Source organism: Tychonema sp. LEGE 07196 (assembly GCF_963890365.1).
In the GTDB taxonomy this organism is placed as follows: domain Bacteria; phylum Cyanobacteriota; class Cyanobacteriia; order Cyanobacteriales; family Microcoleaceae; genus Microcoleus.
Genome location: NZ_CAWPRX010000213.1, coordinates 117,749 through 138,562 on the forward strand (window position 1 = coordinate 117,749; position 20,814 = coordinate 138,562).

Sequence of the window (20,814 nt, forward strand, 5' to 3'; positions counted from 1 at the left end):
GCAATAACTATGGCAATCAGTGAACGAGATATTGAGCATATTTTCGAGCGTTTACGTTCTGGCGTTGTTCCCGAACGAGGCTTAGAAATTTTTGCAGTTGGCATTGACAAACAACGCACAGAAATTCATCGCCAACTCCAGTTAGCAGCAGATAGGGAAGGAGTTTTTAAGTTCCTACGTGGCGGCTACGGCTGCGGGAAAACCTTTATGTCCCGTCTCGCCATTCTCGATGCCCAAGTACAAGGATTTGCAACTAGCTTTGTAGTTGTGTCTGATAACGACTTGCAGTTTTACAAATTCGATGATGTTTACCGCAAAGTCGTGCAAGAGTTAGGCACTAGCTCCTGCGCCAGAAGTGCTTTAAGTGATATCATCGATCGCTGGATAGCCCGTGTAGAAGATGCCCTCATTGCCGGCGGTGCTAACGAAAACAGTGATGAATTTGATGACCAGGTACAGCAACGTATGGAAGAAGAACTCGCCTCTCTAACAGGTGGAAAAGCACCTGAAGACATGGCACGAGTTCTCCGCACCATTTTTAGCCTTAAACAAAAAGGTGAAATTGCCGAAGCCAGCGCCCTACTTTCGTGGCTTTCTGGTAGCGAAAATGTAGCAGCTAGCGCTAAGAAAGTTGCCGGCATTAAAGGTGATATTGGTAGCCGAGATGCCCTAGACTACCTACATGGTGTATTAGAAATCGTCAAAGCTTCAGGCTACAAAGGATTAGTTATTGTCATTGATGAAGTCGAAACAGTCTTGCGAATGCGCCATGATAGTAGAGGCAAATCTTTGAATGGAATTCGCCAAATTTGTGATGCAGCCGATCGCTATAAAGGGTTACTTTGGATATTCACTGGGACACCAGAGTTTTTCGATACTAAACGGGGAGTCGCTGGGCTAGAACCTTTGAGCGAGCGCATCCAATTTCTTATCTCTGGTGGCTTTGCCAACCCTCGTCAGCCCCAACTAGAGCTAAAACCATTTGATGCTAATCGTCTCAAAGAAGTCGCACTCAAGTTGCGAGAAATCTATCCCACTGCTAATCGAAACAGCCTGATTAATAAAATTACTTCAGACTTTATCGAACGATTAGTTGCCAAAGTCACTGCTGGTTTCAAAGGAGATGTCGGTGTTGTTCCCCGTCAATTCTTACGTCAGTTCGTCAACGTCCTGGATTTAGTGGCTGAAAATGAAGATTTCAACCCCATGACTGCTGAGGGTTTTGAAATCAAAGATTTGAATGAAGATGAGCAGAGAATTAACCAAGGTCATGCCTACTTTGATGAAGACCCCGCCGATGCTAAGGGCTACGCAGCCATAGAATTTTAATTATGACCTCTACCTTCGCTCGTTTCCCTCCCCGTCTGCAAGAAGCAATTGTCGCTCGTTTAGGCTGGTCTTCTTTGCGCCCTGTTCAGGAATTAGCAGGACACGCACTGTTAGATGGTAAAAATGCTATTATTTTGGCTCCCACTGCTGGCGGTAAAACGGAAGCTTGTATCTTTCCCTTACTAGCTAAGTTAATGGAACAGGAACCAGAGGGAGTTGGTTTAATTTATATTGCGCCCATCAAAGCATTACTAAATAATCAGGCAGAACGGTTAGGGCGTTATACCGAAATGGTTGGGTTGCGACGCTTCCTTTGGCATGGAGATATCAAAGATTCTGATAAACGCGCTTTTATCAAAGAACCAGCCGCAGTTTTGATGACTACTCCTGAATCTTTGGAAGTAATGCTTTTATCTGCCAAAGTTCCTGAAGCGAAACTTTTTAAGGACTTACGAGCTATAGTGATTGATGAAGTTCATGCCTTAGCCGGGACAGACCGAGGTGCTCACCTAATGTCTGTAATCGAGCGAATAGTACGTTACACCACCAATGATGTGCAACGCATTGGATTAAGTGCTACTGTAGGCAACCCTGCTGATATTCTGTACTGGCTTCAAGGAACCTCAAAACGCCCCAGCAGTGTCGTAGACCCTCCCAAAATTCCTTCTAAAAAGGATCTGCACGTTTATTTACGAGATACATTGGGAGCGATCGCCCAAAATGCCAGCCAAATCGCAGCCGGCAAAAAAAGCTTGTTTTTTTGTGAGAGTCGAGCATTAGCTGAGGATATTGCTGAACGGATGCTAAATCGGGGTACAGAGGTATTTGTTCACCACAGTTCTGTTTCCCTAGAAGAACGAACCGAAGCGGAAGAACGCTTCAACAGAGACACCAATGCCAGCATTATCTGTACTTCTACCCTAGAGTTGGGCATTGATATAGGCGACCTCGACCTTGTATTTCAAGCTAATGCCCCTTCTACTGTCTCATCATTTCTACAGCGTTTAGGGCGCACCGGACGGCGGGAAGGTCAGCGAGCTAATACAACCTTTTTCTGTGAAAATGTGGAGACGGTGCTGCACGCGATCGCTATTATCGAACTAGCAAGAAAAGGTTGGATAGAACCTATCCCCACTCAAACGCGAGCATGGCCCGTATTGGTGCATCAGTTACTTGCCTTAACCCTTCAGTTTGGTGCCATTAGCCCCGAACGTTGCTGGGAGCAGTTATCAGTTGTAACTGATTTTTCAGGCATTAGTCATTCAGAATTTGAAATTCTCATAAAACACATGATCCAGGAGGATTTTCTGTTTCATGCTGGAGGGCTACTATCAATGGGAGATAAAGCCGAGCGCGTATTTGGCCGTAGGAATTTCCTGGAACTTTATGCCGTCTTCAGCAGCCCGCTTCTCTACAAAGTACAAACGTCAGCAGGCTACACAATTGGTACTATAGAACAAGCATTCGTGGATAAGCTAGTAGCAGAAATTAGTTCTTTCCTTCTCAGCGGGAGGGCTTGGACGGTTATGCACATTAACCATCAAGAACGGACAATACGAGTCGTTCCCGCTCCTCGTGGAAAAAAACCAAGCTGGGGCGGTTTTGTTCCTCAACTTTTAGGCTTTGAACTTTGTCAGGAAATTGGTAGAATTCTTCGCGCAGAAAACAATATATCCTATATTGATGCCACAACACAAGCAGCACTGGACGAATACCGAACTGAGCTTAAACCTTTTCTAGCCAATTCTCAAATTAGCATCCAAACAGAAGGTGGCCGGATTCTTTGGTGGACTTTTGCTGGGGGACAAATTAACTACACCCTCAAGTATGGTCTTCAATTCCACCATGACTGGAAGATTGTCTCGGACAACTTTAAGATCAAGATAGAAGGTGATAGCCTTAGCTCTGGTACTTTAAGTTTAGCAATTGCTCAGATAAGTGATCCAACTTTTTGGACAACTCCCTCCACTCAACGCTTTATTCTGTCTCAATTACCAGAATATCGTTTGAGTAAATTCCAGCAAGCTTTACCAGATATCTATTCTATAGAAATGATTAGTAATTACTTACTAGATTTAGTAGGAGTCCTCCAATTTTTACAATTATTTTCTTTCTTCTGTGAGTGAACAAAAATTAACTTTTATCTTGCTTCCTCATAATTTATTTAGCCAATTCTATTTATTATTCATTGTTACGCAAAGCTCGAAGTAACAAAACTATTTTCCAGCCTCCGTGTAGCTGATTAGCAGGTAATTCTTGAACTACTCTAGAGAGGCGATTAGCACATACACTTGTAAAACGTGGCCAAGCAGAAACAATCCTTTCAAGTAAAATGTTTAAAGAATGGCTTGTTGTACGTGGATCGTTTGCCCTGGCAGCAAGGCTCAGCGCACTTTCAAGAATATGGTTCGCAATCTCATGACTTACTAGTTCTTGTTGTTCTTGAGTATTGATTAGTCCAGCGATTTCAACTAATTGCTGCTCTAACTTAGATCTAAGGTTTTCATCTCCACTATTTACTGCATGAGCCGAGGCAACCCTCAAGGCATAAAATAAAGTAGATGGTTCTGCTCGGTAAAGATCAACCATCTTAAGGTTGTTCAATAGGTTGCTAAGTTTTTCTGCTAAATCCTTGTAAATTGGCAAGTCTCCAATCAGAAAAAGAATCAACTGCCATTTCTCTCTAGAAACTGAGGGATTTAAAAAAGCATCATCTATTGCATTTTCTACTATTGCTTTCAAGTCCTCACAAATAATTTCTTTTCCTAATTTTTGACCAAAAATATAAACCAAATATTCACTACGGTTACCTCCTAAAAAAGATCCCAAGTTATCTTGAGCAAGGGTTGAGTAATCATTAATTAACTCTGGGGTAAGGTACTGCTGATCTTCAATAGTTATAACGGCAAATGCAATCATTTTTTCAGCTACTCTTACTGCTTTGAGAACCTCAGCATTATGCTCTGCTAAGATTGCTGCAAGTCCGTGAACAGCCAGCGCCATTCTGCTCAGCCGCCTCGGGTGGAGAACGTCATTCCAGAATTCAGGATTACGATCGAGAAAATCGGCATTAATTGGTCTATGCTTGGAATAGTTCTCTAGTCGTTGAGCAAATTCCTCTAATGGAATTGTGGGGTGATATAGTAAATTATATAGCTTGCTTGCCTGTGCCCAAATCATTGCTAGCCGCATTGAAGGCAACCACTTTTTAGCCTCGTGCCAATAACTAAATTCACCACTGAGGAGATTGAGAATTGCCTGAAATAACCGGAATTGAAGTTCACCGACCTCGCCATAAAGTTCGTCAAGGATATCTTGAACTAAGGCAGTTGAGTCCGGAGAAAGCAGGGCTAAATCGATCAGATGTAGCTTGCATACTGGAGAAATTAATCGGGAGGAAAGTCTCTTTAGCACAGCCCATCTCTCGCTTGATGGCAACTTTCTAAGTTCCTCTCTTACCTGTACAGGAAGTTTAACTGGAAGGCAAGAAAGGCGTTCTATGCAAATTTCAAGTCCTTCAGCAGCTAACAAGGATTCTGCTGCCCGACTTAGTTTTTCACGAAAACTCAAGCTTTCTGTTGCATACTGTTTGAGGTGAAAATGTCTGAGTAATCCCGCGCCTGATGGAGGAATTAAGTCATCAATTGTAATATTGTGATTCTGATGAAGCTTCTCCTCAAAAGATGAGTAGAAAACTGCTGCCGAGTGCTCACGCCATTCATTTGCTTGGTCAACGCGCTTGCGGGAATCTGTAGTAGATACGATTTCACTGACGACCCTTTCAAAGGTTGCATTATCACAGTCAAACCAGAAACGATGAGATCGCAAGACTTGCTCACGTACATTGGGATCGTTTGATGTCAGTAGCATCACATCATCATGCCATGAGTAGATAGGTAAGTCGGCTTGATTGATAAAACAAAATTGAATAGAAGAACCATCCTGAACAGCCCGAATTTTAAAAGTAACTTGCGGCTGTAAGGCTGCAAGATTTGCTTCTTCACCATTAACAGATGTGGCGATTGCGGCAAAAAAGTCTGATGCAGGAAATACAAGGGGAGCAGATAAATCTGGCAGCGTTAAATTGATAGATTCAACTATTTGAATTTGCAAATAAGCCATCAACTCAGGATGGGTTTTCATTTCCTCTTTTAAAATACTCGGAAGAACCCGATAAAACTCTTCCCATATTAACCTTATGACTTGCAAGGATTCGTCCCATTCTTGCTTCCACCCTTGGTGAAGAATAATATCTTTAATTAATCGTGCTACAGAAGTAACTATTTCTGGATTTCCTCTAAAACGATTTTCTGTAATCCGCTGTTCAAGCCAGTTAAAATACTGCTGACACCGACTGAGAGTCTCACGGTTATCATTATTTTCTATTTCTATTCTCCGCAACTGAATACCTCGAAGGTACAGTTGGCAAATGTCAGTGCTAATTAGATCGAGTCCATCACTGTTTGAATCAACGTTGGGCCATAGATGGCGGACACCAAAAGTACCAGTATATAAATTGGCTAAAATCCAATCAGAATAGGCAGCAGCAATCTCTTGGGAAAAATTGATATCTGCCCAAACATTGCTTATTGCACCTTCTGTTGCGGAAAAACACTCAAAAACGAACCTTATTTCACCTTCAGGACTAATCGATCCTTCAGACATTGGAGGACGTTGAAGTCTGTGTGAATCCAGCAAACACGAAGCGACATAACGGCGGATAGTAGCGAGATCTTCAGTTTCCAGAACTCTGCCATCTCTTACACTAGCTTGCTTCAGATGATAAAGGATTTCTTTAGTCGTGATGGGAATATACCGAATATTACCTGCACGTAGCTGCAAAATTTTTTCGTAGTATTTCGTTTCACTTAGATCGTCGCTAACCTGTAGCGCCTCTAAAATTTCCAGTACGCCGATAATTGGTGTTCTGCTATCTCGGTGTGGATATTGGCTGAAGAAGCGATCGTCAATCCAGAGCGCGTCACCTAGTTGAGGTGTATGGGTGAATAGGTGGTAGGCTGTTAATTCATTTGCACTCGAAGACTGCTGCAACTCAAGTTCTCTGTCATAGCCAGCATCCGGCAGTACGATCGCCTCGTATATTCCTCGCTCTAGTCCCGTTGAGACTCGCTCTCTAAGCTCTCCAAGCCATCTCAAAGACTTAGCCGAAGATTCGCTGTCATTGAGTGCCACCCGTGCATCACAAACACACTGATGCGTCACAAATACTCGAAAATAGCAACACACTCGTGTTAGCAAATCTGAGCCAGCTAAGAGAAGAGCCAGTTCAGAGTTCAAGCATATCAAGTCATTCCGAGTCGGTAACTTTGGTGGTAAATCTGCCGAACTCTCATCTCCCAGATTTTTCACCGCCGTTTCATAGGCACTCTTAGATAAAACTCCCTGTTCTTTCAGCGCCTCGACTAGCGCACGACAATTGATAAACCTTTGTCGATATGTCTCGTCTAACACAACGGGTTGTATCACACCATCAGCATCAAGCCGTTCTAATGGCAAGAACTCAACCACGAATCCATTATCAACACAAGCTTTCTCTAGGAGAATGGCTGATTGCTTACCTAATTTTTCGATTAGTTCATCAGATTTTATGTTCAAAGACTGAGGAATTTCGTGCAATTTTCCAGATTGGTTCAGTTGCAAGATTTGGCGATAACTATCTAGTTGAGAGGGCTGATGCGGTACAAAGTGCTCGCCTTCTTGCAAAAGGGCAGCCGGTAGCATCACTGAAACCCGAATTGGACTAAATCGCTGTTCCACTGCATCCAAAATCCCAAGGTGAGCAGCTAGCAATAAAGCTGATATGTCTAGATGCAAGCGCCACTGAGTGTTTGAGTCTGCGAACCCTTCTGGGAAGGGACGGGCACCATAACGCGCCAGCACTGCTGCCTGATAATGGGGATTAGGATTGTTCGCGTTCTCTCTAGGAAGGATGTGGAAAAAGTGAGTAAGCGCCAATTTTTGTATCTGGGCAATGAAGTGAATAGGAAGTTCTGCGTTATGGTATTTTTGATTGATTAAAGCTGCATTTTCTGCCCACTTCTGCTGTAGCTCCAGAAGTTCCTTAATTCTCACTGCCTGAAACGGACCTTCTCCTTTCATGGCAAGGATCTGCGCCTGACGCACAAAAGGTTCAATCTCCCGATCTAGTCCCAGTTTATATCCCAGGCTAATGACTTCTCCTAAAACCTCCGCTTCAATCGGTGCGGTCACTGCCTTCTGCCATAGCTGACGTGCTAACCCAGGGTCTTCTGAGAGCAGACATCTACCTGCCCAGAGCCAGGAAATTGGATGGACATCTTCTTGCCTTAATAGACGACAAGCAGTCATTGCTAGTCCTCGCAAGTCTCCCTGATTTAGGTAAAGGTTCATCAAGTTTACGAGATTTTCGACTGTTTCGTGCGATCGCACTAACTCTTGTGCATCAGCAACTGCCTCTGAGATCAACCCCAACTTTGCCTGACAATTGGCTCTCAAACGGCGCAGATAGGGAGGCAAATTACTACCTGGAAAAAACTTTTGATGATCATTCAATAGCTGAAAGCATTGCTCGAAGCGACCCGCTTGCCCAGCACATTGTGCTGCTAGACTGAGGGCATCAGGTGTTCCCACCGAATTCACCAAATCATCTGCTCTATCCGCAACATAAGCCCAGTCTTGTAAACTAGCTTGGAGCTGGCAAGCTTTGGCTAAATATTGACCGTTACGGCTTTCCTGCCAGCACGTCTCTAGATACTCAGCAAATGCCTGCCAGTTACCGTTCACCCGAGCCTGTTCTCGCAGAATTGCCGCCCGAATGCTGCGACGAACAGCAGGGTTGCTAAAAGTTTCGCTTTCTTGAAGCGCGGTTTCCACATCTCCATCTATCGCTAGGGTTTGTATATGCCAGATGAGCCAGACATCTTGATGCCCAGTCTGCTCAAACGTTTCCCTTGTACGATGTAGAAGTTCTAGGGCAGGCTGGGGAGTGTCCAAGTAAAGGTATATTCCGAGCAAAGCAACAATGCGAGCAAGATCCTTACTTCCTTCCTGCACCAATGCTTTTAAAGCTTTTTGACTCGTAGATAAATCAATGTCGTAGTTGCGAGCCGTTCTCCAAATGATTGCTTGTGGGTTAGTTGGATCTTCGGTAATTAGCGCGGAACATAAATCGTGAGCCTCTGACTGACGCTCTGGATCGTTCGCTAAGCAAGCCAGATGCCATATTTGCCAATATTTCCGTTGTTCCTCCCCTCGCTCAGTTTGAGAGACAAGTTGCTTATATTCCTTTGCTGCTTTGCGTAGGCGCTGCAAACTTTCGTCATCACGTTTGATGAGTGACCAATCAACAGGTTGAGGAAAGTCAATTAACTGTTTGGGAATGGCAGGTGAGAGTATACTAAAGTAATGAATAGTAGCCTCAGATGCTCTAATATTCTCCCAATTGGGTTTTTCATAACGAGCTTGTTGAATCTTTATCAAAGCACTAGCAATGTCCCCTTTGTCCAAAAGTGCTAATGCGTGTATGCGGTTAGTTTCAGCGTCTGGTTCTAAACCTTGAGGCAAGGTTTGCAGCTTGGTAATAACCTCCTCTGTACGTCCTAGTTCTAATAACAAGCTTAGTTCGAGATTGAAAATATCAATACTGGACGGGCTGCTAATCATTCTCAGGGCAGCTTCTGCACCTTGAGTGTGATAGCTAATCAAAGCTTGCAGGAAAGTATCATCTCCCTCTGGAAGAATGGCACGGGCTTGTTCTGCTAATTTTTTAGCTTTCTCAATATCATGTTCGACACTAAGGATATAGCTTGATAGGGATTGCAAAATCTTTGCTTGTAGGGGCTTCTCAAATACCTCCCAGTTTGGGTCATCCCGTAGGACTTTGAGACAGGCAAATGCACGCTGCAAATATCCTTGCCGATATAATTCCCGGAATGCGTCTAGCTGTTTAGCTTTTTCCTTCGACAACTCAGAGGATAAATGTCCAATCTTGGAACTAAGAACACCAAACGCCAATTGTGTTCCTTGAGAAATTTCTGGGGATTGTGGGTATTGCTGTAGTACAGTACCACAAATTTTTTCCGCCCACTCCTGCGACTTTAGGTAGCGATAAACAATTGCACGATGAGGACTTAATTTGTTGCGTAATATACTTGCTGACCAAACTTCATATTGAATGCCAGAGGTCACAAAACGTTGCTTTTGTGCCAGAATTTCTTGTTGTTGTTTCGTTTCAGTTAACTCACAGCCAACCAATAAGATGAAGCGCTTAACCTTATGAGATCGCCAGTAGTCAATATGTTTCAGAAAGTCATCAGACGCTTCCTTGATTTTGGGAGGTGGAAACTTTTTATAACACTTGCACTGAACTACTTCAATGTGAATACCATCATCACAATGAGCCAAAAGGTCAATCCCATGCTGTTCTTGTCCTCGTGTACCATAGACGTTGCAAGTAGCTATTCCCGGTTCTACGTCGAACACATCACAGCACATATCTTGGAAGTCGTACTCTCCCAATTCATAAAATGGGGGGGGGAAGTTGGGGTTAACTCTAGAAGATACCATCAATATTAAGAGATTCTGTGTATTTAACTGTAGAGTTCCTACTGGCTGAGGACTCTGCAACCGCCATGAGTCTTAGTGGACTCAGCATTGCCGTAGATTGGGTAGAGGGATAGCCAAATCAACACCGAAGGATTCAATTTTTCCTTGCTTTCTTCGACTTGTTACTCGTATTTTCACCGAAATCAATCGGTTGATCCGGATTGGAACTAGCAAGCTCGGACAAGATAAGCTTAACGAATTTACGTCGTTTTAGCCATGCATATTGACCTGTCTTGTAAATGATGTCATTTTACTAACTTATATCTCGTTGACCAGATGTTCATCGACGCAAGGTATAATTTCTTGCCCTTCTTTGTGGGTGGTGTGTAATTTCTTGACAAAAGAGCCCCTTCAATAATAACAGGCTACTCAACTGCGATCATCACTTAATGATACCAAATAACGCAGTTAATCGTTTTTAGGCGATCGCATGAACAAGCTATGGTCAATAAACCTGTCAATAAGCTTTAATCTTTGCCCTTGCTCTTATGGCACAATCATCTTTATACACAAGCGTTTCAGGGTGGTTGTCACCCTATCAGGTTAATTCCACCAGGAAATAACGATTACATCCTGAGCTTGTTGAGGACTGTCACCCCAAAGTGTAACCTCCAGTCTAGCTATAAACCGATTTTTGAGTTGCCAGCCGTACTCCTCATTTTTTTCATCACATACTTCAACCGAGTCAGCCCGCCACTTTTTGCCAAAGTCTAAAAACTGAGACACCGTTGTATCTCGGTTTTCTGTTAGCAAGTAAAGTGTGTCGGCGGGGTAGAAAATAAAATGAATGATGCTAGTTTCGGGCATGGGGCGATAATTTCCCATTGCTAACAGCGTATCGAGTATCTTATTAAAACTTAAACCGTTTTTATTGGGTGTAAAGATGGGCTCTGAGAAATGAAGCTTACCCATAACCCATTTTCCGCACCCTCAGTGGTTTGCGTTTCTTGGTGTTCATGTCAACGCTTCCATGCGTCAGCGGTGAGAGCCAAATCATACCTCAGTTCACCAACGCCGAAAAATTTAAGCAGAATTAGATTTTTGAAAATGTTTTATTGTACGATAGCTAAAATACCATAATAATTTAGATTATTGACAATGCAACTTATGTATCCTGAATGTATCATCCTATTCTCGTGAGTTTAACCCGAGCGAATTATCGTGGCCATAACTGAAAGCTTTTTTACGTCATTTCTCGCCAACAATTAGCTATCTGGGGTGATATTTTCCTTGGCATATGCACGTTATTGGGTCAAATATAAGCACTAAAAAACAGGTTAGCAACCTGCAGCTTCTGTACTTTATAAACCTGGAATAAGCTGTAAACCTTCTCTCTTGGCACTTATCTGAGTTTAATGCCTACTCAAGTTGCTCTGCTGGTTTATGGCGATCGCACCATGTCTCCCCAGTGCGGACAGGTTCGCCGCAAGCGGGGCAATGGTTCGGGAGTTCGGCGGAGTTTGGAAGCTCTCCAGTGCCGCCACAAACGGGGCATTCCACATCATATTGTTGGTGGGTAGTGAGAAATATGTAGTGATTAGATATTTATTGGCTCAAAACATAGTTGTAATGATGGAGAAAATACCAAATAGCACCAATATGGTTTTCTAACTTTTTAGAAAATGAAAGAGTCTTTCTTACGATCCGAGAAACACGTTGGCGCAAAGTATTATTAAATCTTTCAATGTGATTAGTTTTTCCACTGTCTTTACCAACTGGTTGATGGCGTAGCGAAGGAAAAATACAAGCATAAGCCTGCCAAAAATCTGTATAGCAAACAGCACATTGTCGATATACAGGAGGTAGAGAATTCCATAATTGTTTTGCTCCTTCTTGGCTACGATCGCCAATATAAACACCAATAATTTCTCTGGTTTCTCTATCCATTGCGGCGCCACACCCATTGCTTATTTTCTTTGCAATCTACAAATGACCACAGTTCATCACATTCAACATTCAATCTGACTTTTTTTTTAGGTTTAACCTTTACTGTGCGTGCGATTGAGGCATATTTATTATTTACGTAATCCTGTAACCATTTTTTAGAAACACCCGTGGTTCTAGCTATACCAGCCAAAGAAATTTTATCCAAAAGAAGTCGCTCGATTAAATCTTTTGTTTCCGAAGCTCATTACTTTGTTTGTCGGATTTTCGACTTTCTTGGCGACCGCAACTTTGACATTTGTATTTGGGTTTTTTATTATGAATTCTACCATTTTTAACTATGTGATTTGAACCACAATCAGGGCAGTCTGGTCGTAAAAATAGCAGATTACATGACTAAACTAATGTTGGCAGATATCAAGAATTCTAGCAATAGTTTAGTCATGATAGCATAAGTGTAACTAAATCTACATTCGAGCGCGTAAAGAAATATTAAAATCACAAAATTTGATTGTGTCATTTATAAAATTATCATATATATTCAATTACTGTAATTAAACTTCACTACATATTTATTACTACCCATGGAACTACCCTCTCCGGGGGCAAGTTCCGTTCTAACAGCCTGATGGTGGGGGTGGAACAGACAAAATAGGTGCATAACTGCATATTGAGATCCTTGTGTCTCCAAATAAGGTTTTAGAGTCCCATCAGTTTTCCAATATGTCACGCGATCCCTTTCAGTGCGACAGTGGCCCAGACGAGCTACCTGATAGTGAGTGCTATAAACCCTCGCGCCTTAACCAGCACCAGCTATTGACACCTTTTCAACGCAAACTCTTGCAAAAAAGTCTGGAAGGCAATTTACCCGAACTGTACCGCCAGCGCATCCAAATTATGTTGCTGGCTGCGGAGGGTAAAAGTCAAACCAAAATCTGTGAAATCTTGGGATGTTCTCAAGGGACGGCTCGCCATTGGATATTGATGGCACAGGCTGGCCAAGCGCACAACTGGAGTGACAGCCCAATTGGCCGGCCTAAAACCGTAAATGACCAGTACCTAGAACGGTTGAAAGAACTTACTAGCAATAGCCCCCGCGATTACGGTTACTCGTTCCGGCGCTGGACAGGACAATGGTTAAGCAAGCATCTCGCTAAAGAATTCGGCATTGAACTGAGCGATCGCCATATCAATCGCTTGCTCAAAGATATGGGACTGTCTACGCGACCCAAACCCGCTCCTGTGGAAGATACCACAACTCAAGGAGGCAACCGCCTTTCGATCCGCGATCTCACAGAAACCTCTGTTTCAGTTTCCCCCGATTTTTGGCCTTTCAATTCCATACATTGAGATTGCAACTATGCTTCAGAATCAACCAGATTTTTTGATTTCTAATGATTTACTGCAAAAAACATTAGGACAATCTTTTCTAGAAAAAGAACTGGCAGAAGTGCGTCGAAATATTCAAGTTATAGAGCCTCAGCCAGTAAGACAATTTTGGAATTCACAAAATGCTGAAGGTGGCATCTACATCATTATTGTAGGGAAAGTAAGATTAACTCATAGTCTGGATGATAGACCCCTTTCATTGAAAGCAGGCGAATCATTTGGCGAGCTAACCTTGTTTGCTGAAGAGTCCTTGGAACCTTACTCAGCAAAAGCTACCAAAGACTCATCAACACTGTGTTTTCTTCCCTGTGAGTACATTTCTCACCTGATTCGCAAATATCCCAAAATCCGAGATCATCTTCATTACCAGGCTGTTTTCCGAGATTCGCTGCTCAGAGGAACTGACAGTTCTATAGCGAACGAAAAAAAGACTGAAAGCGGGAATAGTTTTTCCAATCGCCAATTGCCTGTCGAGCCAAAAAAACAGAAAAAAATTAGTAAAGCTTACTTTCCCAGTCCCACATTGCAAGCGGGTCACTTGTGGCAGCGAATTATCCGCCGCTATCCATTTTTTGCACAGCAAAGTGCATCCGACTGTGGTGCTGCTTCCTTAGTAATGATAGCTCGCTATTGGGGTAAGCGCTTTAGCGTTAATCACCTGCGGGATATGGCTAATGTCGATCGCAATGGATCTTCTTTACGAGGTTTATCAGCAGCAGCAGAAAGTATCGGATTCTCTACTAGACCCGTGAATGCCAGTTTAGACCAATTGGCGAAACAAAATCTACCTGCGATCGCGCATTGGGAAGGCAAGCACTACGTTGTAGTCTACGAAATCACCCGCAAGCACGTCATCATAGCCGATCCAGCCATCGGTCAACGTACCCTTACCTATGCCCAATTTAAAGTTAGTTGGACTGGCAATGCTTTGTTATTGCAACCCACAGCTTTAATTAGAGATGCCAAAGAATACAGTACCCCATTTTGGCAGTTTTTTGAGTTAGCTAAACCGCACGCTCTTGTACTGTTTGAAGTTTTCATAGCTTCCGTATTTATCCAAATTTTTGGATTGATTACGCCACTATTCACTCAAATGATTTTGGACAACGTAGTGAAACGCCAAAGTCAGTTAACTTTAACCACATTTGGAGTAGGGTTACTAATTTTTAGTTTGTTCCGAGTAGCTATGACTGGACTGCGACAATATTTACTAGACCAAACAGCAAATAGAGTCGATTTAGCGCTGATTGTTGGGTTTATCCGACATACCTTTAGTTTGCCTCTCAACTTCTTTGAGTCGCGCTATGTAGGTGACATCATTTCCCGCGTTCAAGAAAATCATAAAATTCAACGTTTTTTGACTGGCGAAGCGTTGTCTATCTTGCTGGATTTACTGACGGTTTTTATCTACGTAGGACTAATGTCATGGTATAGTTGGAAAATGGCTTTGCTGGCCTTAGCAATTGTTCCACCATTTATCTTATTAGCATTAATTGCTACTCCTTTTTTGCAAAGAACTTCCAGGGATATCTTTAATGCTCTGGCAGGGGAAAGCAGTTATCTGATCGAAGCACTCACTGGTGTTCGTACTGTCAAATCTTTAGCGGTCGAACAAACTGTTCGTTGGCATTGGGAAGAATTACTGAATAAGTCAGTTAAAAGCAATTTTGCCGGGCAAGTGATTGGGAATAGACTTCAGGTATTCAGCGGTACTATCGAGGCTTTAGTGACAACAGGTTTGTTATGGTTTGGTGCGTCTTTAGTAATTCAAGGTGAACTTACACCAGGCCAATTAGTTGCTTTTAATATGCTGCTAGGTAATGTTATTCATCCCTTTCAGCGGTTGACTGTGCTGTGGAATGAATTGCAGGAAGTGGTAATAGCGATCGAACGCATCCATGATGTAATCGAAGCAGATCCAGAAGAAGATTTACAGCAAAAATCGCGGCAATCTTTACCCCCTATTAACGGTCACATTCGTTTTGATAAGGTTACTTTCCGCTATCATCCAGAAAGCGATATCAATGTTTTGGAAAACCTCACTTTTGAGGTTAAACCAGGACAAACTGTAGCCTTAGTGGGTCGTAGTGGTTCTGGGAAAACAACGATTTCTAAGCTGATTTTGGGGCTTTATCCTACTACGGATGGAAAGGTGTTAATTGATGGTCAAGATATAAACAGTATCTTGTTGCGATCGCTCCGTTCTCAAATAGGTGTAGTTGACCAAGATACCTTCTTATTTGGCAGTACAATTCGCGAAAATATTGCCATCGGACAACCATCAGCTACCCTAGAAGAAATTATTGAAGCAGCGCGACAAGCTGGGGCCGATTTGTTTATCAAAAAACTGCCGATGGGGTACGAAACCCAAATTGGGGAAGGTGGAGGAATGTTATCGGGAGGACAGAGACAAAGAATTGCGATCGCTCGTGCTTTATTAGGTAATCCCCAACTGTTAGTTTTTGATGAAGCCACCAGTCACCTCGATGCTGAATCCGAGCGAATTATTCAGAATAATCTCACCAATATTCGCAAAAATCGCACCACCATAATTATCGCTCATCGCCTCTCAACAGTGCGTAAGGCTGACTTAATTTTGGTATTGGATAAAGGCGTTTTGGTGGAAAAAGGAACTCACGAAGAGTTGATGGCTAAACGCGGGCAGTATTTCTATCTCAATCAGCAACAACTGGATGTTGCAGGGTGAAAGATAGCCCAACACAAAAGTTACCCAACTTTTCCTTACATGGTCTGAAAACCACTATTAACTCTTGTCAAATATGCCTAACTCATCAAACTCATTTTCTCCCTCCGAGCTTAACTCCCACGAATTAGAAACTTTATCGACTGAAAAAGAGTTTCCTAACTCTACAAATGACAAAGTTATTCATACTGATGATTGGTCTTATGCTACCAAGGAATTACTAGATACTTTGCCAAAAACTTGGACGCGAGGCTTACTGTATTTTTTGGTAATTTTTGTAGGTATCGTTTTACCTTGGTCAATGCTTTACAAGGTGGATGAAACAGGTTCTGCTAGAGGAAGGCTTGAACTTAAGGGAAATACCGTTAAGCGAGAAGCAGATATTCAAGGTAGCGTTGCAGTGGTTAAAGTGCGCGTCAAAGAAGGGGATGAGGTAAAAGCTAACCAGATTTTAGTAGAACTAGACTCTAAATCAATTCGTGATGAAATTCAACAAAATCAAATTAAATTAGAAGGACAAATAAATCGGCTTAGCCAGTTAGAAATCCAGAAAAATCAGTTTGGGATTGCTATTGCTGCTCAACAGCAACAAAGTAAAGTTCAAGAATTGGAAAAACAAACACAAGTCGCTCAAGCAGAGCAGAATTTTGATACCCTCAAAACTGCTTACAACTTTCAAAAAGAAGAGAAAATCGCACAATTGGCACAAGCACAGCAGAGTTTTGATGCTTTGAAGGCTACTTACAACTTCCAAAAAGAAGAAAAACTCGCCCAAGTTGCTCAAGTAAGGAAAAGCATTGAATCTAGCAAAGCTGCTTATAATTTAGCAGCAGTTCGTTTGGGAAAGGCTGAGGAAAAATTCCAACGCTATAAAACAGTTTTTGATGCCGGTGCGATTTCAAAAGACCGACTTGCAGAAATAGTACAATCGGTAGAAGAAAACTATCAACAACGCCGACAAGCGCAATCAGATATTTCCCAAACAGAATCTCGTTTAACAGAACAACAAGGTAGTTATGAGAAGATTATTCACCAAGCTGAGTCTGATATTAAACAAGCTGAACTGCGTCTAAAAGAGCAGCAGGGTAACTACCAGAGAATTATTCGCCAAGCTCAATCGGATATTGAGCAAGGTAAGCTGCGTTTGGAAGAACAAAAACGCAGTTATCAAAGCTTGGTTCAATCGGGAACAATAGCTGTCTCGAAAATAGAACAGCAGCTTACTGATTTGAATACGCAAATTGCGGGTGTTCAATCAGAAATCGAACAAACAAAAAATCAGATTAGTTCTCTTAAAGAGCAGCTCAAGAAATATTTGATTCGTTCAGATTTTGATGGTACTATTTTTTCACTTCCTATTACCCGAGAAGGTGCAGTAGTACAACCTAAACAATTGATTGCTGAGATCGCAAGAAAGGGTACTGGCCTGGTGTTCAAGGGACAGATTCTTACTTCCGAAAGCGAGTCTTTACGCTCAGGTAATCAAGCGAAAGATGCCAATCTGAAATTTGATGAATATCCTTTCCAGGATTACGAAGTTGTGAAAGGCAAATTGAGTTGGGTATCCCCCAATTCTAAGATTACGCAAACAGCGCAAGGAAATGTAACTACTTATGATGTGGAAATTGAGTTATCTCAGAGTTGTCTTCAACCAAAGAGTAAGTGTATTCCTTTCAAATCTGGTCAACCAGCTACGGCTGAAATAATTATCCGTCAGCGTCGCCTGATTGACTTTATTCTTGACCCGTTTAAGAAGTTACAAAAAGGCGATTTAAAGCTGTAATTTAGCGGGTAATCTACCCATTATTGAATCAATTTTACCTTTTAGGAGAGTGTCATGTCACAAGCTATTACTATTTCGGCTCAAGATATCCTTCAGCAAGTCAAGTTATCCTGCCAAATTCCTTCTATTGTGGAGCAAATTGTTACTCGGAAGGTAGTAATGGATGCAGCAGCGGAGGCGGGGATTAAAGTGGAGGCTGAAGAATTACAGCAAGCAGCAGATAATATTCGGTTAATCAGCCAACTGAAGACTGCTGATGAAACCTGGGAATGGTTGAAGAAAAATTGCCTATCTTTAGATGATTTTGAGGAAATGGTTTATACAAATGTGATGTCTGGAAAATTGGCGCAACATTTGTTTGCAGATAAGGTAGAGCCTTGGTTTGTGGAACATCAATTGGATTATGCTGGCGCGGTGATTTATGAAGTGGTTTTGGATGATGAAGATTTGGCGATGGAACTGTTTTATGCTTTGCAAGAGGGGGAGATGATTTTTCCTGAAGTTGCTCATCAATATATTCAGGATACTGAGTTGCGCCGTCGTGGGGGATATCGGGGAGTTGTGCGGCGCGGGGAGATGAAGGCGGAGATTTCTGCTGCTGTTTTTGCTGCTAAACCGCCACAGGTTTTGAAGCCAATTGTGGGTGCTAAGGGGGTATATTTGATTTTGGTTGAGGAAGTGATTAAACCGCAGTTGGATGAGAAACTGGGGTATCAAATTCTTTCTGATTTGTTTAGCGGTTGGGTGAAGCAGCAAGTTGAGGAAGTAGAAGTTGTGATCGACTTAGATTTAAGTATATAAACTGCCAAATTTATAATCCCACGTTTCATAAATGTAATAGCCCTCCGAGAGTGTCGGAGGGCTATCTATTCTTTCTACCTAGATAACAGCTTCTCATATGTTAGCTGATTCAGGTAGTTTTCAGAATCGTGGACTTCAAAACCAGTAGTGTGTTAGCGATTTTAATGATTTGCCTGAGAAATTGTCTGGGATTTCAACTTTATTACGCCAACCGTAATGGGTTTAAATTTTATGCCCAAAATACAGGAAAACCGGAAGGTGGTAACTTACGAAAGAACCAAGTGTAATAAATTCCACCAGTTAAATTCAGTTCTTCATCCTTTAGTTCTGTTAGGAAACTTTCAGGATCGTGAAATAGTTCAGTCCCCTTGGGAGAAATATTGGTGATTTTGATGATTGCCATTGGATAATTTATTTCTGAGAAATTGCCAAGTTTACTATCAAATGGATGTATAGATAATCTACCTCCATTTGATAGTAAAAGAAACATTTGAAATCCCGTTTTAGTAAACTTTTATGGGTTTAAAAAGTAGGGAAAAAACTTGTGAAACTACATACCCGCTAACAGCCCTAGTAACAAAAGAAACTGCTGGACTAAATCCCCCATGAGTTAAATCTAGCTCGTCATCCGTTAGCTCATTGAGATAGTTTTCAGAATCCTGAAAAAGATCTGATCCAGTAGGATGCAAGTCAGAAATTTTGATAGTCGCCATTGTGAAATGTCCTCCAAAGTAATGAAATGATATTTACAGCAGATTGCATGGTTATAAAGTACACTCTAAACTCCGGTTACTAGAAATTACCGGGAAGTCTCTGTACCTCAATTACCAGCAAAAGTGCTGTAATTGCTGGAAATCAAAAGTTTACACTCTTTAATTTACCGCCATGCCCAACTAAACTGAACCCAAACTCCATTCTGATTGATAGAGCCTTTGAGATACCAACCGCCACCTAGCAGCTCCTCCATTTCGCTCTCAGTTAGGTTATTAAGGTAACTTTCTGAATCTTGAAACAGTTCGGAACCGGCGGGACGCAGATCGGAGATTGTAATTGTAGCCATTGATGAATGTCCTCCAAAATTTATGGCTTTCTGACATCTAGACTTTTGATTGCCTAAATCCTATTTACTATTAAAATTCAATCAAATAGGATTTGCAATATAAACGAAACACTTGGGAAGACATAAAATTATCAATAAGAAGTTATCCTTTTATTTACACGATCCTAGATATTTATGGTAAAAGGTGCCGTAAGTAGGGTTCCAAACAAATTATAGGGGCATTAATAAAGTTAAAAGTAAAACAATTTTGTCTAAAAACACTGGATGCTGAGACGTTTTTGTATTCTATCGTCCCAACAAATAAAAGTCCTACCCCTGAATTTAATCAGAGGTAGGCATCGCGCTTAAAAAGCTATTCTTTATTAATCTGTCGCGCATCTAATTTTTTGACCTGTTTTTGGCTTATCGTGGGGTGCAGGCTCCAAATTACACAAGTTAAACGCGCGACTGCTTAGCTACCCAGTTGAGAATTTCAAACCTCGATCGTCTCATTAACGCATTTCATCACCAATATCAGAATTGCTTCTCGCGTTTAACCAAGTCTGAAACAGCGATTCTAAAACCTGTTCCCTGACTTCACCCAATTCAGCAGAAAACCGCTTTTCAATTCTCAGAATGTGATAACCTAACTTCGTCTGAATTGGCCCAACCACTTCACCTTCCTTCGCCTCAGCAACAGCCTTGGCAATCTCCGGTAGCAATTCCGCCAAAAATCGAATCCCCACAAAGCCAGCATTTTGTTGCGATCGCTTCCCCTTCGAGTGTTCCAAAGCTAACGCACAGAAAGAAGCATTTTCTACCCTTAACGATTGGGCAATTTTCAAAGCTTCTGTCAAGTCGCGAACTAAAATCTGAGACAAAGCCACCCGCCGATAATCATCCCGGTTGGTCATATAATGATTATCTACCACTTCTCCAAAAAGATGCTCTTTCAACTTCTGAGTCAGTAACGATACTCGAATTCCTTGCGACCAATCTTCAGGGCTAATTCGCTGTTTTCCCAACCAAGCCAAGGTTTCAGATGCGCCCAGCAACTTGTGTTCCAAGCGAAAAGCATCCCCCGCCGCTTGCAATTCCTCATCAGAAATACTGATGCCAAGCTGTTGGCAAACTGCCAAAATTAGGGTATCTCGTTCAGCCAGTGCTGCCATTTCAGCAAATTTGTAAGAATGGCGCAGGTAGGCAACAACAGCTTCATCACTTGCAGGTAAAATTTCTGGCAACACCAATTTTTCTAAAGTTTCTTGCATGGTTTTATCC

Annotated in this window: 12 protein-coding genes and 1 pseudogene; 7 read left to right on the forward strand and 6 right to left on the reverse strand. The window is 42.1% G+C overall.

Features of this window, described 5'->3' with window-relative positions; all coding sequences use genetic code 11:
- Positions 1-9 precede the first annotated feature (9 nt).
- A complete protein-coding gene (brxD, locus tag AACV78_RS27230) occupies positions 10-1,329 on the forward strand; it encodes a BREX system ATP-binding protein BrxD (protein ID WP_194008283.1) in 1,320 nt (439 codons plus the stop codon).
- A 2-nt stretch (positions 1,330-1,331) separates the two neighbouring features.
- Positions 1,332-3,455 carry a DEAD/DEAH box helicase gene (locus tag AACV78_RS27235; RefSeq protein ID WP_194008282.1) on the forward strand — a complete coding sequence of 708 codons (2,124 nt, stop codon included), beginning with the start codon at positions 1,332-1,334 and terminating at the stop codon, positions 3,453-3,455.
- A 55-nt stretch (positions 3,456-3,510) separates the two neighbouring features.
- On the opposite strand, the gene AACV78_RS27240 is transcribed toward AACV78_RS27235, so the two are convergent.
- Positions 3,511-9,894 carry an HTH domain-containing protein gene (locus AACV78_RS27240; RefSeq protein WP_194008281.1) on the reverse strand — a complete coding sequence of 2,128 codons (6,384 nt, stop codon included), beginning with the start codon at positions 9,892-9,894 and terminating at the stop codon, positions 3,511-3,513.
- 582 nt (positions 9,895-10,476) lie between these two features.
- The gene (locus AACV78_RS27245) at positions 10,477-10,845 is read right to left on the reverse strand and encodes a hypothetical protein (protein WP_228042025.1); all 369 of its coding nucleotides are present in this window, start codon (positions 10,843-10,845) and stop codon (positions 10,477-10,479) included.
- A 443-nt stretch (positions 10,846-11,288) separates the two neighbouring features.
- Between AACV78_RS27245 and AACV78_RS27250 the strand changes: the two genes are divergently transcribed.
- Entirely contained in the window at positions 11,289-11,453 is a 165-nt protein-coding gene (locus AACV78_RS27250) for a hypothetical protein (protein ID WP_194008280.1), read from the forward strand.
- Positions 11,454-11,478: 25 nt separating this feature from the next.
- Here the strand turns inward: AACV78_RS27250 and AACV78_RS27255 are convergent.
- A pseudogene (locus tag AACV78_RS27255) lies at positions 11,479-12,204 on the reverse strand (IS1 family transposase).
- A 336-nt stretch (positions 12,205-12,540) separates the two neighbouring features.
- On the opposite strand from AACV78_RS27255, the gene AACV78_RS27260 reads away from it, so the two are divergent.
- The 4 genes from AACV78_RS27260 to AACV78_RS27275 all read left to right on the forward strand — a co-directional run bounded on the left by AACV78_RS27260 (position 12,541) and on the right by AACV78_RS27275 (position 18,494).
- Positions 12,541-13,167: a helix-turn-helix domain-containing protein gene (locus AACV78_RS27260; RefSeq protein WP_194008279.1), complete on the forward strand. Its 627-nt coding sequence runs from the start codon at positions 12,541-12,543 to the stop codon at positions 13,165-13,167.
- Positions 13,168-13,177: 10 nt separating this feature from the next.
- A complete protein-coding gene (locus AACV78_RS27265) occupies positions 13,178-15,913 on the forward strand; it encodes an ABC transporter transmembrane domain-containing protein (RefSeq protein ID WP_194008278.1) in 2,736 nt (911 codons plus the stop codon).
- 73 nt (positions 15,914-15,986) lie between these two features.
- A complete protein-coding gene (locus AACV78_RS27270) occupies positions 15,987-17,693 on the forward strand; it encodes a beta-barrel domain-containing protein (RefSeq protein WP_194008277.1) in 1,707 nt (568 codons plus the stop codon).
- A 54-nt stretch (positions 17,694-17,747) separates the two neighbouring features.
- On the forward strand, positions 17,748-18,494 hold the full coding sequence (locus AACV78_RS27275) for a peptidylprolyl isomerase (protein ID WP_194008276.1): 747 nt from the start codon (positions 17,748-17,750) through the stop codon (positions 18,492-18,494).
- Positions 18,495-18,723: 229 nt separating this feature from the next.
- On the opposite strand, the gene AACV78_RS27280 is transcribed toward AACV78_RS27275, so the two are convergent.
- The 3 genes from AACV78_RS27280 to AACV78_RS27290 form a co-directional block, all read right to left on the reverse strand.
- Positions 18,724-18,984, reverse strand: a complete 261-nt coding sequence (locus AACV78_RS27280; RefSeq protein ID WP_194008302.1) for a hypothetical protein — start codon at positions 18,982-18,984, stop codon at positions 18,724-18,726.
- A gap of 387 nt (positions 18,985-19,371) precedes the next feature.
- A complete protein-coding gene (locus AACV78_RS27285; protein WP_194008275.1) occupies positions 19,372-19,554 on the reverse strand; it encodes a hypothetical protein in 183 nt (60 codons plus the stop codon).
- Positions 19,555-20,045: 491 nt separating this feature from the next.
- Complete coding sequence (locus AACV78_RS27290) at positions 20,046-20,804, reverse strand: peptidylprolyl isomerase (RefSeq protein ID WP_194008274.1); 759 nt, start codon at positions 20,802-20,804, stop codon at positions 20,046-20,048.
- Between the last annotated feature and the right edge of the window lie 10 nt (positions 20,805-20,814).

What these genes read in the sequence shown, in the direction of transcription:
- AACV78_RS27245 (WP_228042025.1), bottom strand. Translation starts at nt 10,845, where the DNA reads ATGGGTAAGCTTCATTTCTCAGAGCCCATCTTTACACCCAATAAAAAC.
- AACV78_RS27270 (WP_194008277.1), top strand. Translation starts at nt 15,987, where the DNA reads ATGCCTAACTCATCAAACTCATTTTCTCCCTCCGAGCTTAACTCCCAC.
- AACV78_RS27235 (WP_194008282.1), top strand. Translation starts at nt 1,332, where the DNA reads ATGACCTCTACCTTCGCTCGTTTCCCTCCCCGTCTGCAAGAAGCAATT.
- brxD (WP_194008283.1), top strand. Translation starts at nt 10, where the DNA reads ATGGCAATCAGTGAACGAGATATTGAGCATATTTTCGAGCGTTTACGT.
- AACV78_RS27280 (WP_194008302.1), bottom strand. Translation starts at nt 18,984, where the DNA reads ATGTTTCTTTTACTATCAAATGGAGGTAGATTATCTATACATCCATTT.
- AACV78_RS27240 (WP_194008281.1), bottom strand. Translation starts at nt 9,894, where the DNA reads ATGGTATCTTCTAGAGTTAACCCCAACTTCCCCCCCCCATTTTATGAA.
- AACV78_RS27250 (WP_194008280.1), top strand. Translation starts at nt 11,289, where the DNA reads ATGCCTACTCAAGTTGCTCTGCTGGTTTATGGCGATCGCACCATGTCT.
- AACV78_RS27260 (WP_194008279.1), top strand. Translation starts at nt 12,541, where the DNA reads ATGTCACGCGATCCCTTTCAGTGCGACAGTGGCCCAGACGAGCTACCT.
- AACV78_RS27290 (WP_194008274.1), bottom strand. Translation starts at nt 20,804, where the DNA reads ATGCAAGAAACTTTAGAAAAATTGGTGTTGCCAGAAATTTTACCTGCA.
- AACV78_RS27275 (WP_194008276.1), top strand. Translation starts at nt 17,748, where the DNA reads ATGTCACAAGCTATTACTATTTCGGCTCAAGATATCCTTCAGCAAGTC.
- AACV78_RS27285 (WP_194008275.1), bottom strand. Translation starts at nt 19,554, where the DNA reads ATGGCTACAATTACAATCTCCGATCTGCGTCCCGCCGGTTCCGAACTG.
- AACV78_RS27265 (WP_194008278.1), top strand. Translation starts at nt 13,178, where the DNA reads ATGCTTCAGAATCAACCAGATTTTTTGATTTCTAATGATTTACTGCAA.